This window comes from Paludibaculum fermentans, assembly GCF_051172195.1.
Lineage (GTDB): Bacteria > Acidobacteriota > Terriglobia > Bryobacterales > Bryobacteraceae > Paludibaculum > Paludibaculum fermentans_A.
The window spans coordinates 5,473,899-5,487,512 of the sequence record NZ_JBPJAQ010000001.1; the positions used below are offsets into that span (position 1 = coordinate 5,473,899).

10 protein-coding genes are annotated in these 13,614 nt (G+C 64.2%); 4 read left to right on the forward strand and 6 right to left on the reverse strand.

Going from position 1 to position 13,614, the window contains the following annotated elements; genetic code table 11:
• Window positions 1–228: 228 nt before the first annotated feature.
• A complete protein-coding gene (locus ACR9Y2_RS22020; protein WP_435043812.1) occupies window positions 229–750 on the reverse strand; it encodes a hypothetical protein in 522 nt (173 codons plus the stop codon).
• Window positions 751–1,063: 313 nt separating this feature from the next.
• Between ACR9Y2_RS22020 and ACR9Y2_RS22025 the strand changes: the two genes are divergently transcribed.
• From ACR9Y2_RS22025 to ACR9Y2_RS22035, 3 genes are all read left to right on the forward strand, one after another.
• On the forward strand, window positions 1,064–1,984 hold the full coding sequence (locus ACR9Y2_RS22025; protein WP_435043813.1) for a hypothetical protein: 921 nt from the start codon (window positions 1,064–1,066) through the stop codon (window positions 1,982–1,984).
• 68 nt (window positions 1,985–2,052) lie between these two features.
• Window positions 2,053–2,910, forward strand: coding sequence for an ATP-dependent sacrificial sulfur transferase LarE (larE, locus tag ACR9Y2_RS22030; protein WP_435043814.1), 858 nt, complete (start codon window positions 2,053–2,055; stop codon window positions 2,908–2,910).
• 24 nt (window positions 2,911–2,934) lie between these two features.
• Window positions 2,935–4,263, forward strand: a complete 1,329-nt coding sequence (locus ACR9Y2_RS22035) for a hypothetical protein (protein WP_435043815.1) — start codon at window positions 2,935–2,937, stop codon at window positions 4,261–4,263.
• On the opposite strand, the gene ACR9Y2_RS22040 is transcribed toward ACR9Y2_RS22035, so the two are convergent.
• Window positions 4,260–5,516, reverse strand: a complete 1,257-nt coding sequence (locus ACR9Y2_RS22040) for a Gfo/Idh/MocA family protein (protein ID WP_435043816.1) — start codon at window positions 5,514–5,516, stop codon at window positions 4,260–4,262. The genes ACR9Y2_RS22035 and ACR9Y2_RS22040 overlap by 4 nt on opposite strands.
• A gap of 12 nt (window positions 5,517–5,528) precedes the next feature.
• Window positions 5,529–6,866 carry a Gfo/Idh/MocA family protein gene (locus tag ACR9Y2_RS22045; RefSeq protein ID WP_435043817.1) on the reverse strand — a complete coding sequence of 446 codons (1,338 nt, stop codon included), beginning with the start codon at window positions 6,864–6,866 and terminating at the stop codon, window positions 5,529–5,531.
• A gap of 40 nt (window positions 6,867–6,906) precedes the next feature.
• Between ACR9Y2_RS22045 and ACR9Y2_RS22050 the strand changes: the two genes are divergently transcribed.
• The gene (locus ACR9Y2_RS22050; RefSeq protein WP_435043818.1) at window positions 6,907–7,752 is read left to right on the forward strand and encodes a phosphatase PAP2 family protein; all 846 of its coding nucleotides are present in this window, start codon (window positions 6,907–6,909) and stop codon (window positions 7,750–7,752) included.
• Here the strand turns inward: ACR9Y2_RS22050 and ACR9Y2_RS22055 are convergent, their stop codons facing one another.
• From ACR9Y2_RS22055 to carA, 3 genes are all read right to left on the reverse strand, one after another.
• On the reverse strand, window positions 7,753–8,946 hold the full coding sequence (locus ACR9Y2_RS22055) for a PQQ-binding-like beta-propeller repeat protein (RefSeq protein WP_435043819.1): 1,194 nt from the start codon (window positions 8,944–8,946) through the stop codon (window positions 7,753–7,755).
• A gap of 193 nt (window positions 8,947–9,139) precedes the next feature.
• Window positions 9,140–12,352 carry a carbamoyl-phosphate synthase large subunit gene (gene carB, locus ACR9Y2_RS22060; protein ID WP_435043820.1) on the reverse strand — a complete coding sequence of 1,071 codons (3,213 nt, stop codon included), beginning with the start codon at window positions 12,350–12,352 and terminating at the stop codon, window positions 9,140–9,142.
• 2 nt (window positions 12,353–12,354) lie between these two features.
• Window positions 12,355–13,488: a glutamine-hydrolyzing carbamoyl-phosphate synthase small subunit gene (gene carA / locus ACR9Y2_RS22065; RefSeq protein WP_435043821.1), complete on the reverse strand. Its 1,134-nt coding sequence runs from the start codon at window positions 13,486–13,488 to the stop codon at window positions 12,355–12,357.
• Between the last annotated feature and the right edge of the window lie 126 nt (window positions 13,489–13,614).

A 13,614-nucleotide genomic window follows, 5' to 3' on the forward strand; every position in this document is an offset into this window, starting at 1 on the left:
CGGGCCGGCATTCGTGCCGGCCTTCTTCCTCAATAACCTCCCCGTCCCCCTCCGAAACACCCCAATTCCCCACATGAAGTTTCTTTGATGACAAGAGTTCGAGAAATTTCTTCTCCCTTGCAATCAATACATTGCGGATATTCCTCTCCTAAATCCTTGGTCCACCCGCCCCAAGAATGGTTATAGAGGACATTTTCTATGCACATCACCGAATCAGTCGATCGCGGCTCATCCAACGCACCGGGCCCGGAAACCCAAGGCACACACTCGAAAGCCACAGAAAAGGACTCCATGCCCGCAACCCAAATCTCCGAACGGCGCCTCGCTGCCAACCGAGCCAACGCCCAAAAATCCACCGGCCCCCGCACTGCCGCCGGCAAAGCCAAAGTCGCCGAAAACGCGCGCCGCACCGGAGCTTACAGCGAAGACCACCGCATGTCGCCCCGCCTCGAAGCCCACTTCCGAGCCCTCGCCGAATCCCAATCCCAACATCTGGCCAATCCAACCGTGCGCGACCTTACGTACGAGTGGCACATGCTCCAGGGCCACCTCGTCATCCACGAGAGCCGCGAGCGCGCCCTCTTCAACGCCGGTCTCGAGTACGGCCGCGGTAACGAAGACATCGCCCACGACTGGGTCCTCCGCCAGCACGGCTACATCCAGGCCCTCAATCGCTACGCCGGTTGGATCCAGATGCGCCTCCACCGCACTGAAAGCGCCATCCTCTCCCAACCAGCCGGCCTGGACCACCTAGCCCAACTCCTGGCCGCCGGCGGGCAACCCAGCCCCGCCGAGCCTGTACCCACCCAACCCACCACAGATTTTGAGGGAACAAACCCACCAGCCCCCGAACCGCCACCCATCCAACCCATCACCCTGCAACCCACCGCGGAATTTGAGGGAACAAACCCATTCGAACATCACACCCACATCCCCACACAGCCCAATCCCTCCCTCGTTGCCCGCAACCTATTCATTCCTCAGAATGTGTCGGACCCCCTGCAATCCACCCCGCATTGCGGTATAAATCAGACTGGTAGATCTGATTGTCTGGAGGTGTGGTATGCCGGAGAACGCAAAGGACACGCGCCGCGGCTTTCTGCAGGCGGCTGCCGCTGGCACCGTAGCTGTGAATATGGCGAACGCCGCTGCGGCGCCCGCGCTGCCCAAGGTCATGTTCGGCGGGAAACACGAGATCTCCCGCCTGATCATCGGCACCAACCCGCTCATGGGCTATTCGCACTTCAACGGAGTGCTCGACCAGTGCATGCGCGAGTTCATGACCCCGGAACAACGCATCAAAACCGTCCTCGACGCCGAAAAGGCCGGCATCACCACCTGGCAGCTCCACTACCACAAGGACACCATCGCCATCCTCGAAGGCATCCGCGCCCGCGGCTCCAAGCTGAAGGTCTTCCTTCTCAGCGACTTCGAGCTCCAGAAGGACTTCACCATGATCCCCGCTCTGGCCAAGCTGGGCTTCCTCGGCATGGCGCATCATGGCAACCGCACCGACGAGGCCTTCCGGCAGGGCAAGATGGATACGGTCCTCGACTTTGTGAAACGCGTGAAGGATGCCGGCGTCATGGCGGGCGTTTCCACTCACAATCCCGAAGTGGTGGAGTGGATCGAGGGCAAGGGCTGGCCCACCGATTACTACATGACCTGTCTCTACCGCGTCAGCCGCACGCCGGAAGAGGCGCGCGCCCTGCTCGGCGGCGAACGGCCCCTGGGCGAGACCTTCCTCGAGAAGGATCCCCTCCGCATGACCAACGTCATCAAGAAGATATCGAAGCCCTGCCTCGCCTTCAAACTCCTCGGAGCCGGCCGCGCCGGAGCCTCGCGCGACAACATCGAAGCCGCCTTCCGCTTCGCCTACCAGAACATCAAGCCCGGCGACGCCGCCATCGTCGGCATGTTCCCCAAATTCAAGGACGAGATCACCGAGAACTGCTCCATTGTCAGGCAGATCCACTCGTCTTAGGCGCATTCCACTTCGTCCGGCGTCAACTCGTTCCGATGGCCGCCGCTGCTTGCCGATATAATGACGGCATGGCCGGACTTGTCACACTGTCGCCCCCCGTGCCGCTCGACCCCGCCTCGCTGCGGTTGAAAGAAGAGCGGTTGTTCGGCATCCTGCGCTCCCTCGGCAGCGTCCTCGTCGCCTATTCCGGCGGCACCGATTCGGCCTATCTCGCCTGGGCTGCCCGTCAGGTCCTCGGCGACGCGGCCGTCGCTGTCACCGCCGATTCGCCCTCTATTCCCGCCTCGCACAAGCGCGACGCCGTGGCCTTTGCCCAGCAGTTCGGCATCCGCCACGAGATGATCCCCAGCCTCGAATTCGAAAACCCGGCCTACTCCGCCAACAACCCGGACCGCTGTTTCCACTGCAAGGATGAGCTCTTCCGCCGCATGGAAGAGATCGCGCCCCAGTTCGAAGGCAAGGCCATCGTCTACGGAGTGAATAAGGACGACCTCGGCGACTACCGCCCCGGCCAGGGTGCGGCGCAGCAGCATGGCGTCAAAGCGCCCCTTGTCGAAGCCGGGCTCACCAAGGCCGAGATTCGTGAACTGTCGCGCCTCGCCGGGCTCCCCACCTGGGACCGTCCGGCCGCCGCCTGCCTCAGCTCCCGCATCCCTTACGGCACGCCCGTCACACCTGAGAACATCCATCAGGTGGAACAGGCCGAAGAGGAACTCAAGGCCCTCGGCTTCCGCCAGTTCCGTGTCCGCCACCACACCGAGATGGCGCGCATCGAGATTGCGCGCAGTGAAATGGAGAAGGCCCTCAGTCTGGATATGTGCGACCGCATTACGGCCATCTTCAAAGGGCTCGGCTTCACCTACGTCGCCCTCGACCTCAGCGGCTATCGCCAGGGTTCCATGAATGAGGTGCTGCCCGGGCGCTAACGCCAGGCAGAGAGGCCTCGGATCTTGGAACAACTCGACGACATCAAAGATACGCTGAACGAGTTCGCGTCTGGACTGCACCTGGAAGAGGAAGAACTCCCCGGTATTTTCGACGCCGGCCTGCTCGAAACGTCCCAGCAGTTGGAAGAACGCATCGCGGCCGTCTTCCCCGTGGAGATCGCCAAGCTCTCATTGGGCCTGCGCCTCGCCACCAAGCTCCTCGTGGACGACCCGTCCCCGGAGCCCATGGCGCTGGTCCTCAATGAATTCGGCAGCCTCGTGGTCGAGATGAATGCCGAACTGCGCCGGCAGCGCGAAGGAGCCGAATGGCACCTGTCGCGCCAGTACGGTGAACTCGCGGAGCATCTCACCGATGCGCCCAAACCAGCCGAAAACCAGGGCTTCAAGGAACTCCCCCGCATGCTGGTGGAAAGCCCCTGGCTCCGGACGGAGTTCGACGTCCTGGCCCAGGCCGCCGGCCTCAACCTCGGCCGGACCCCCTTTGCCCGTGGCTTCTCCAAGGCCTCAGCCAAACGCTGGTCCCGCAAGGTGGGCCGCACCCCGGCCGGCCGCCTCAGCGCCGCGCTCGACCACCTCCAGCACGGCATCGAATACCGCGCCCGCCAGGTCTGGTTCCTGCGCCGCTCCACCACAGATGAAGCGTCGCTGCCCCTCATCTACGCCTGCGCCCACGCCGACGTCTTCCCTGACTTTCACCACTCCCTGACCGAAGCCGGCCTGGGCCTGGAGATCGCCAAGCTCAAGGGCCTCGCCCTCGGCCTGCAGTTGCCCGACTTCGCGCTCTGCTTCGACTCCGCCGATTGGATGGCGCAGTACGCGCTCAACTACCTGCTGCCGCCCTCACCCGGAGAATGGGCCGTCCGCCAGGCTTCCCAATTGGAGCACCTGCTCCGCTCGCGCCTCTCGCGCTGGTACTTCTGCGCCTACGACCACCGCCTGGAACCGCTGGAGATGACCGCCGGAGTCCTCCGCATCGGCCGCCCGCTCTTCTACGAGCGCGTGGCCGCCCACGCCCTCCTGGAGTACTCGCTGCTGCAGGGCGTAGCCTTCACGCGCGCCTCGGCCCCGTTCTACGTGGACGCCATGGCCACCCTGGAACTCGAGTTCCTGCTGCTGTTCGACTGCTACCTGTTACGGCTGCTCTACTACCCGAGGTTGAAGGCCCCCGAAGGCTGGTGCGCGTATCTGGGCGCCCTGCACGCGCTCCATTTCCTGGGCCACCGCAGCGCGGAGCTAGACACCTTCCGCCACGTCTTCCTGGCTAGAAGAGGCCTGCGCTCCGCACTGGAAATCCTCTACCGGACCACACACAACCACAGCGCCCTGAACTAGCCTGCGGTCATGGTCTGCGGATCCCAGGTGCAGATCCGCTTCTCGTAGTAGCTGGTGTTGCAGAGCAGGGCAGGGCCCGCCGCCCGGAAGCCGAACGTCGAGTCCTCGAAGTGCGGTTTGCGCGTCCTCACCGCCTCGAGGAAGTTCATCATGTGCTGCCGGTGGGCGTCGATCTCCGAGACATACCGCGCCTCGCCATTCGAGCCCAGGTTGACCGCGGTCACCTTTTCGGCCGGGTACTTCTTGCGGTACTCGGCCATGTACTGCTCGCGCATGGCCTTGGGGAATGTATCGATGCTGACGCCCGGCTCCTTCTCACGCGGCTGCCGCGCGACGGTCACCGTCCTGACATCGGTGGTGATGGTGCCGGCGCTGCCGATGAACTTGAAGCCGAAGTCCTCCTGGGCCTTCGAGCTCTTGAAATTGACCTTCATGCTGAAGGTGAACTCGGGATGCGTCTCGGTCTTCGGGTACTCGATAATGCCCAGTTGCGTGTCCGGAGTGTCACGGCCGTCCTTCCAATAGCGCAGGCCGCCGGTGGAGTAGATGCGCTTCGGGCCCAGAGACCTCGTCGCCGTGTGGAGACCGGTCAGCAGGTGGACATACAGGTCGCCGGCCACGGCCGTGCCGTAGTCCGTGTAGTTGCGCCAACGGAACAGGCGGATGGGCTCAAACGGCCGCTTGGGTGCATTCCCAAGGAACCGGTCCCAATCGACGTTCGACGGCGAGGCGTCCGGGGGAATTGAATACTGCCAGGCGCCCATGGCCGTGTTGCGGTCCAGCCATGCTTCCACCATGTTCAACTCGCCGATGGCCCCTTGCTCCAGCAGCTCGCGGATCTTCTGGAAGCTCAGCGCCGAGGCATACTGGGAGCCCACCTGGAAGATGCGGCCCGACTTCTTGTGCGCCTCAATGACCCGCTTGCCCTCATCGATCTTCTGGATCATGGGCTTCTCGCAATAGACGTCCTTGCCAGCGTTCAGGGCGTCGATCGAGATGGTGGCATGCCAGTGGTCCGGAGTGGCGATGACCACGGCGTCGACATCCTTGCGGGCCAGCACCTCGCGGTAGTCGCGCGTGGTGAAGATGCCCGGATAGGCCTCTTCCATGCGCTTCCGCCGGCCGTCGTAGATGTCGGCCGCGGCCACGATCTTCACGCCGGGGTTGAGTAGCGCATCACGGATGTCGCCCTGGCCCATGCCGCCTGAGCCGATCAGGGCAATCTGAATGTTGTCGTTTGCAGCGTATGCCATGGTGGTGACTCCTTACCCCTTCACCTGCATCGTCGTCGGATCCCAGTCCACGGTCTTGCCGGAATAGAAGCTCATGTTGGAGAGCAGCGCCGGACCCGCCGCCCGCAGACCGAACGTCGCATCCTCCACCACCGGCTTGCGTGTACGCACGGCGTTGAAGAAGGTGGCGTGATGGTCCAGGTGGTCGCTGTAGTTGCGCGGCGGCAGCCAGCGCTCGTCTTCCATGGGCCGCATGGAGTCGGCCGTCTGCTTCTGTTGAGGATACTTGCGCCGGTGCTCTTCCTGGATCAGCTTCTGCGTGGCCGAGTCGAAGTTGCCAGCCGAGGTGCCCGGATCCGATTCAGGCGGCAGCTTGGTGAGCGTGACGCCGTTGCCGATCGTCATCACGCCTTCGCTGCCCGTGAACGTGAAGCCCGAGCTCTCGCCCGCGCCGTTCACGAAGTTCACCCTCAGTTGCAGGTTGAACGCCGGGTGCGCCGCCGTCTTCTCATAGTCGTACAGGCCCAGCAGGATGTCGGGTACATCGCGGCCGTCCTTCCAGAAGCGCAGGCCGCCGGAGCCGAAGACACGATTCGGGCCGATCGCGCCGGTGACAAAGTGCATGCCGGAGAACAGGTGCACGAACAGGTCGCCCGCCACGCCCGTGCCGTAGTCCTGGTAGTTGCGCCAGCGGAAGAAGCGCGTGGCGTCGAATGGCCGCTTCGGCGCGGCGCCCAGGAACTTGTCCCAATCCACCGTCACCGGCGAGGCATCGGGCGGGATGGAGTACTGCCACGCGCCCATGGCCGAATTGCGGTCCCACCACGCCTGCACCATGTTCAGTTCGCCGATCGCGCCGGAACGGAACAGCTCCTGCGCCTTCTGGTAGACCGCGCTGGAGACGCGCTGGCTGCCCACCTGAAGAATGCGGTTGGTCTTGCGCGAAGCCTCGATCACCTTGTGGCCGTCCTGCCACTTCTGCACCATCGGCTTCTCGACATAGACGTCCTTGCCGGACTCCATGGCGGCGATGGCGATGGCGGCGTGCCAGTGGTCCGGCGTGCCGATGACCACCGCGTCGATGTCCTTGCGGTTGAGGATCTCGCGGTAGTCGCGCGTGGTCGCCAGCCCGGCGCCCCACTCCTCTTTCGCGCGCGTCAGGCGGCCCTGATACAGGTCGCAGACAGCGACAAGCTTCGTCCCCGGCGTGGCGCTCGCCGACTCAGTATCGGCGGAACCCATGCCGCCGATGCCGATCGTGGCAAACTGGATCTTGTCATTGGGGGATTTGCCCGCGGTTTGAGCAATCGCCGGCAGGCTCCCGGCTGTCAGGGCCGTAGTCTGCAGGAAGTGACGTCTTGTCGATGCCATGCACTTATTCTAATTGCAGCATCCCTCCAGTGGAGGGGGCTTGCTAAGGTTTCGCCGGTCCGAGCTGTTCTTCAGCGCTTATTTCCTATACATGATCGGTGTGGCCTGGTTCCGGCCCATCGCCCCGGAGATCCGCACTCTGGTGGTGACCCTGAACCTGTCGCTCATCCTGTGGTTCTTTCTGTTCGCGTGGGCCAACAAAGAGCGCGGCTTCGTGATGCTCGACCACGTTCGCGACTTCTATCCGCTGCCGCTCATCCTGCTGGCGTTTCGCGAAGTGGGCTGGATGGCCCTGCCGCATACGTCACGGGCCTTCGAGCTCTACTGGGTGAAGTGGGATCGCATACTGCTGGGCGATTGGGGCTTGCGGCGGGCGGTGGAGTCTCTGGGGCCGGTGCTCCCGAACATCCTCGAGTTCTCATACCTGCTCGTCTACGGCATCCCGGTCTATCTCGTGGCGGTCTTCTATCACCACCGCCAGCGCGCGCGGCTCGATGATGCCTACAGCATTCTGCTCTTCGGCACCTTGACCACCTACGCGCTCTACCCGCTGTTTCCCAGCGAGCCGCCGCGCACGGTCTTCCCTACGGCGGATCTGCCCATGATGTCGTCGCTGCGGCTGTTGAACCTGTGGATCGTCGGCGGCTACGGCATTCATACGAGTGTGTTCCCCAGCGGACACTCGGCGGCGGCGTTCTCGGCCGCTTTTGCCGTCATGAAGCTCCTGCCCGAGAAGCCCTGGCCGGGCCGGATCCTGTTGATCCTGGCGACGCTCATCGCCGTGGCCACGGTGTATGGCCGGTACCACTTCGCAGCCGACACGGTGGCCGGGCTGTTCATGGCTTTGCTGGCGCTGGCGGTCACCGTGGGCTGGCGGCGGCGCTGATCAGGCCAGGCAGTACATGCCCGTATAGGCTCCGGCGTAGATGCGGCCGTCGGTGACCAGGGGCGAGACAAAGCTCCAGCCGCGGCTGGATTCGGGCTGGAACCGCCACAGCACCGCTTTGGAGCGAAGGTCGATGGCGGTGAGCCAGGACTCGTGCTGGACGCCGTTGGCGCTCACTGCGAGGTAGAGGATGTCCCCCACCACCACCGGAGCCGTATCGCAGTAACCGGCCAGCGGGATGCGGTCCGCGATGGCTCCGGTGGCGGAATCGAGTGCATAGACAGTGCCGTCGAAGCAGCCCACATAGGCGCGGTCAGCGTTCACGGCTGGCACGGTGATGGCGCGCGGGGCTTTGAAGAGCCAGCGCTGGCGGCCGGTGGCGGCGTCCACCGCGAACAGGAAGTTGTCGGACTTGCCATAGACCACGCCGCCGGCCACGGCCACCATGTCCTGCAGGCGGTCGTCGCTGCGGACGTTGGCGCGGCCGCGCGGTGAGAACTGCCACTTCAGGGCACCCGTGCGGGCGTCCAGGGCGAAGAGCGATGCGTAGGTGGTGGTGCCGTCCAGCTTCATGCCGCTGCCGCCGAAGTAGATGGTTCCGTCGGCATAGGCCGGGGCCGTGTGACCGATCACCAGGTAGTGGGGCAGGGCAAACGGGAAGTTCCAGACTTCGCGCCCGGAGTGGGCATCCAGCGCATAGAGCTTGAGGTTCTCGCTGGCCAGGTAGACGAGGTCGTCGACCACCAGCGGCGACTTGCTCTCGATTTTTCCGGTGGTGAGCCGCCAGCGTTCCCGGCCGGTCTTCAGGTCGAGCGCGAGGAACAGCCCCCGGTCGAGCTGCGAGATGTCCCCGCTGCCGGTATAGACGATGCCGTTCGCGATGGTAGGCGGGGACGCCACGTTGCCGGTGCGGCACTCCCAGCGGGGCTTGCCGGTCTCGGCATCCAGGGCGTAGAGGTTCTGATAGACGTTGAGGCCGGAGACCAGCAGGCCGTCAGCCAGGGCGGGTGTGCAGTGCTGGCGGCCGCCGAGCTTGTAGGACCATTTGGCGCCCGTGAGCTGGGGGAGTCCCGTGGTGAGAGGGCAACCCGTGCGGGCGGGATCCGACCGATAGAGGCCGGCAGCCGCGAGTGTAGGCGTGGCGGTGGCAACCGCGGCGCTGGAGGCGAGGAAGGAGCGTCGGGTGAGCAGCATGGTGGTGCTGCTTGTAAACGCGTAAACGGGAGGGTGATGGGGATCAAACAAATCGGGCGCCGGTGCGGGCCGGCGCCCAAATGGGATCAGAAACGCAGAGGAGCCATGGACGCGGCTCCGCAACGGGAGTGGGGCCGCAGGCGCGGCCCCAGACACGACCGCCCGTCAGCACGGGCGGCTATGATACGTGGAATTAGTTGTGGATCTCCTGCAGGCTCCAGACGCGGAGCGGGTCGCGCAGGCGGCTTTCGATCGCCTGGACGGCGGCTTTGGCGCCGGAGAGCGTGGTGATGCAGGGCACGCGCCAGGTGACGGCGGTGCGGCGGATGGCGCGTTCGTCCTCGAAGGAGTGGGCGCCGGTGGTCGTATAGATGACCAGGCTGAGGCTGCCGGCCTTCATGAGATCGACCGCGTTGGGGCGGCCTTCGTTCACTTTGAAGACCGTCTTGACCTTCAGGCCGGCGGCCTTGAAGGTGGCGGCGGTGGCGCGCGTGGCGGCGAGTTCGAAACCGAGCTCGGCGAAGCGCACGGCCAGGGCTACCGCTTCGGGTTTATTGCGGTCGCTGACGCTGAAGAAGATGCAGCCCTTGGAGGGCAGCGGGACGCCGGCGCTGAGCTGGGCTTTGCCGAAGGCTTCGCCGAAGTTCTCGCCCACGCCCATCACTTCGCCGGTGGAGCGCATTTCCGGACCAAGGGCCGGATCGACGCCGGGGAACTTGGCGAAGGGGAAGACGGGGGACTTGACGCACACCTGCTTCACAGGCAGTACGCCGGTGACCTGGCCGCCGGTGAGATGGGTGAGTTCCTTCAGCTTCTTGCCGAGCATGAGGCCCACCGCGATCTTGGGCAGCCGGATGCCGGTCGCCTTGCTGACGTACGGCGCAGTGCGCGAGGCGCGCGGGTTCACTTCGAGTACGAAGACCTGACCGTCCTTGATGGCGTACTGGACGTTCATCAGGCCGATCACCTTGAGGGCGCGGGCCAGTTTCTCAGTGTAGCCGCGGATGGTGGCCAGTTCCTCTTCGGGAATTGTCTGCGGGGGCAGCACGCAGGAGCTGTCGCCGGAGTGCACGCCGGCCTCCTCAATGTGCTCCATAATGCCGCCGATGAGCACGTCCTCGGTGTCCGAGAGCGCGTCGACGTCGACTTCAATGGCGTCTTCCAGGAAGCGGTCGATGAGCACCGGACGGTCCGGCGAGAAGAGCGTGGCTTCCTGCATGTAGCGGCGCACGGTCTCTTCGTCGTAGGCGATGACCATGGCGCGGCCGCCCAGCACATAGCTGGGACGCACCAGCACCGGGTAGCCGATGCGGCGGGCCACGGCGCACGCCTCATCCATGCTGGTGGCGGTGCCGTAGGGCGGGGCAGGAATGCCCAGGTCGTCGAGCACCTTGCCGAACAGCTTGCGGTCTTCGGCGAGGTCGATGTTTTCAGGATCGGTGCCGATGATGGGGACACCGGCGCGCTTCAGCGGCAGCGCCAGGTTGAGCGGTGTCTGGCCTCCGAACTGGACGATGACGCCGTCGGGCTTCTCGGTGTCGCAGATGTTCAGCACTTCCTCGAGCGTGAGCGGCTCGAAGTACAGGCGGTCGCTGGTGTCGTAGTCGGTCGAGACGGTCTCCGGGTTGCAGTTGACCATGATCGACTCGACGCCGAACTCCTGCAGCGCGAAGCTCGCGTGGCAGCAGCAGTAGTCGAACTCGATGCCCTGGCCGATGCGGTTGGGGCCGCTGCCGAGGATCATGACCTTCTTGCGGTCGACCGGATCGGCCTCGCACTCGCTCTCGTAGCTGGAGTAGAGGTAGGGCGTGAAGCTTTCGAACTCGGCGGCGCAGGTGTCGACGCGGTTGAACACGGCCTTGACGCCGAGTTCCTTGCGGCGGGCGCGCACGGCCAGCGGATCGGCCGAAGTGAGACGGGCGAGGCGGTTGTCGGAGAGCCCGTCGCGTTTGGCGCGGCGGAACTCCAGGGCGGTGATGTCGCCGAGAGCCTTGCCGTCGAGCTCCTGTTCGAACAGGATACCGTCGCGGATCTGCTTCAGGAACCAGGGATCGATCTTCGTCTTCTCGAAGATCTCCTCGACGCTCATGCCCTTCTCAAAGGCATAGCGGATGTAGCCGAGGCGGTCTGGATTGGGGGTGATGAGGCGATTCTCGATGAGATCGTCGTCATACACCGTGGCGGAGGAGGACTTGCCGGTTTCGAGGCCGCGAATGCCCTTGTTGAGCGCCTGCCGGAAGGTGCGGCCGATGGCCATCACTTCGCCGACGGACTTCATCTGGGTGGTGAGGACGGCCTCGGCGCCCGGGAACTTTTCGAACTGCCAGCGCGGGATCTTCACCACCACATAGTCGATGGTGGGCTCGAAGCAGGCCGGTGTCTTGCGCGTGATGTCGTTCTTGATCTCGTCCAGGCGGTAGCCGACGGCCAGCTTGGCGGCGATCTTGGCGATGGGGAAGCCGGTGGCCTTGGAGGCCAAGGCGGAACTGCGCGACACGCGCGGGTTCATCTCAACGATCACCATGCGGCCCGAGTTGGGGTCGATGGCGAACTGAACATTGGAACCGCCGGTGTCGACGCCGATTTCGCGCAGGCAAGCCAGGGCGCCGTCGCGCATCATCTGGTACTCACGATCGGTGAGTGTTTGAGCCGGGGCGATGGTGATGGAGTCGCCCGTGTGGACGCCCATGGGGTCGAAGTTCTCGATGGAGCAGACGATGATGGCGTTGTCGGCCTGGTCGCGCATCACCTCGAGCTCGTATTCCTTCCAGCCCAGGACGCTCTCTTCGGCCAGCACTTCGTGCACGGGTGAGAGGTCGAGGCCGCGTTCCAGGATGTTGAGCAGGTCTTCGCGGTTGTAGGCGATGCCGCCGCCGGTGCCGCCCAGCGTGAAGCTGGGGCGGAGGATCATCGGATAGCCGATTTTGTTGGCGAATTCGAGCCCGTCCTCCACGGTGCGCAGCAGGCGCGACTGCGGAGTTTCGAGGCCGATCTTGCGCATGGCGTCCTTGAACAGGAGCCGGTCTTCGGCCTTCTTGATGGAGTCGATCTTGGCGCCGATGAGCTCCACGCCGTACTTATCGAGGACGCCGCGTTCGGCGAGGTCGACGGCGAGGTTGAGACCGGTCTGCCCGCCAACGGTGGAGAGCAGGGCGTCGGGCCGTTCCTTGCGGATGACCTCCTCGGCGTATTCGACGGTGAGCGGTTCGACGTAAGTCCGGTCGGCCAGATCGGGATCCGTCATGATCGTCGCCGGGTTCGAATTGATGAGGACGACTTCGTAGCCGTCGGCGCGCAGGGCTTTGCAGGCCTGGGTACCGGAGTAGTCGAACTCGCAGGCCTGCCCGATGACGATGGGGCCGCTGCCGACGATCAGGATGCGATGAATGTCGTTTCTGCGCGGCATTCCTACTTCTTGTGCTCCTTCATCATCTGGGCGAAGTCCTCGAACAGGTATTGGGAATCGTGCGGCCCGGGCGCCGCCTCAGGATGGTACTGGACGCAGAAGAGCGGCTCAGAGCGATGCCGCAGCCCTTCCAGCGTCTGGTCGTTCAGGTTGATGTGCGAGAGATCGACGTCGGTGGTGTTGATGGAGTCGGGATCGACGCAGAAGCCGTGGTTCTGTACGGTGATCTCCACCTTGTTGGTGCGCGTGTTGAGCACCGGGTGGTTGATGCCGCGGTGGCCGAACTTCAGCTTGAAGGTCTTGCCGCCCAGGGCGAGGCCGATGATCTGGTGGCCCAGGCAGATGCCGAAGATGGGCTTCCGGCCGATCATCTTGCGGATCTGTGCGGCCTGGTGTTCCAGCGGTTCGGGGTCTCCGGGACCGTTGGAGAGGAAGATGCCGTCGGGATTCAGCGCCAGGACATCTTCAGCGGACGTTGTGGCGGGCACGACGGTGACGCGGGAGCCGATGGAGGTGAGGCAGCGCAGGATGTTGCGCTTGATGCCGAAGTCGTAGGCGACGACGTGGAACTGCCCCGGTTCGTGCTGTTTGATGATCTCGGAGGGCGAACAGGCCTCGACGGGCGTATTCCACTCATATTGACTCTTTGTGGAGACGCGGGTGGCCAACTCCAGGCCAGCCATCGACGGGCTTTTGCGGGCAATCTCGACGAGCTCTTCGGCCGAGTGGCCGGCTGTCGAGAGGGCGCCGCGCATCACGCCGCCGATGCGCAGTTTACGCACCAGGGCGCGGGTGTCCATTTCCGAAATCACGGGCACGCCATATTGTTCCAGGAACTGGTCGGCGGTTCGCTGGCTGCGCCAGTTGGAAGGGGCCTCGGCCCATTCGCGGACGACGAGTCCTTCGATATAAGGATGCTCGGATTCATCGTCGCCGTCGTTGGTGCCGTAGTTGCCGACCTGGGGGTTGGTGAGTACGACGATTTGCCCTGTATAAGACGGATCCGTGAAGACTTCCTGATAGCCGGTGATGGAGGTATTAAAAACAACCTCCCCGGTGCGCACGATTCGTGCGCCATACGCGCGGCCCTGGTAGACGGTACCGTCCTCCAGGGCGAGGATGGCTGTGGTGGGCAAGCTCTCTCCTGTGATGGGGGACAACATCCATTTTTCCATTTCCGGGGGCCACTCTTCAACACTTCGGGCGAAATGATAGACTGACAAGAACACCAAATTTCGCTGGAACGCCCCGAAACGGCGCAC

What these genes read in the sequence shown, in the direction of transcription:
- ACR9Y2_RS22025 (WP_435043813.1), top strand. Translation starts at nt 1,064, where the DNA reads ATGCCGGAGAACGCAAAGGACACGCGCCGCGGCTTTCTGCAGGCGGCT.
- larE (WP_435043814.1), top strand. Translation starts at nt 2,053, where the DNA reads ATGGCCGGACTTGTCACACTGTCGCCCCCCGTGCCGCTCGACCCCGCC.
- ACR9Y2_RS22040 (WP_435043816.1), bottom strand. Translation starts at nt 5,516, where the DNA reads ATGGCATACGCTGCAAACGACAACATTCAGATTGCCCTGATCGGCTCA.
- ACR9Y2_RS22045 (WP_435043817.1), bottom strand. Translation starts at nt 6,866, where the DNA reads ATGGCATCGACAAGACGTCACTTCCTGCAGACTACGGCCCTGACAGCC.
- ACR9Y2_RS22055 (WP_435043819.1), bottom strand. Translation starts at nt 8,946, where the DNA reads ATGCTGCTCACCCGACGCTCCTTCCTCGCCTCCAGCGCCGCGGTTGCC.
- carB (WP_435043820.1), bottom strand. Translation starts at nt 12,352, where the DNA reads ATGCCGCGCAGAAACGACATTCATCGCATCCTGATCGTCGGCAGCGGC.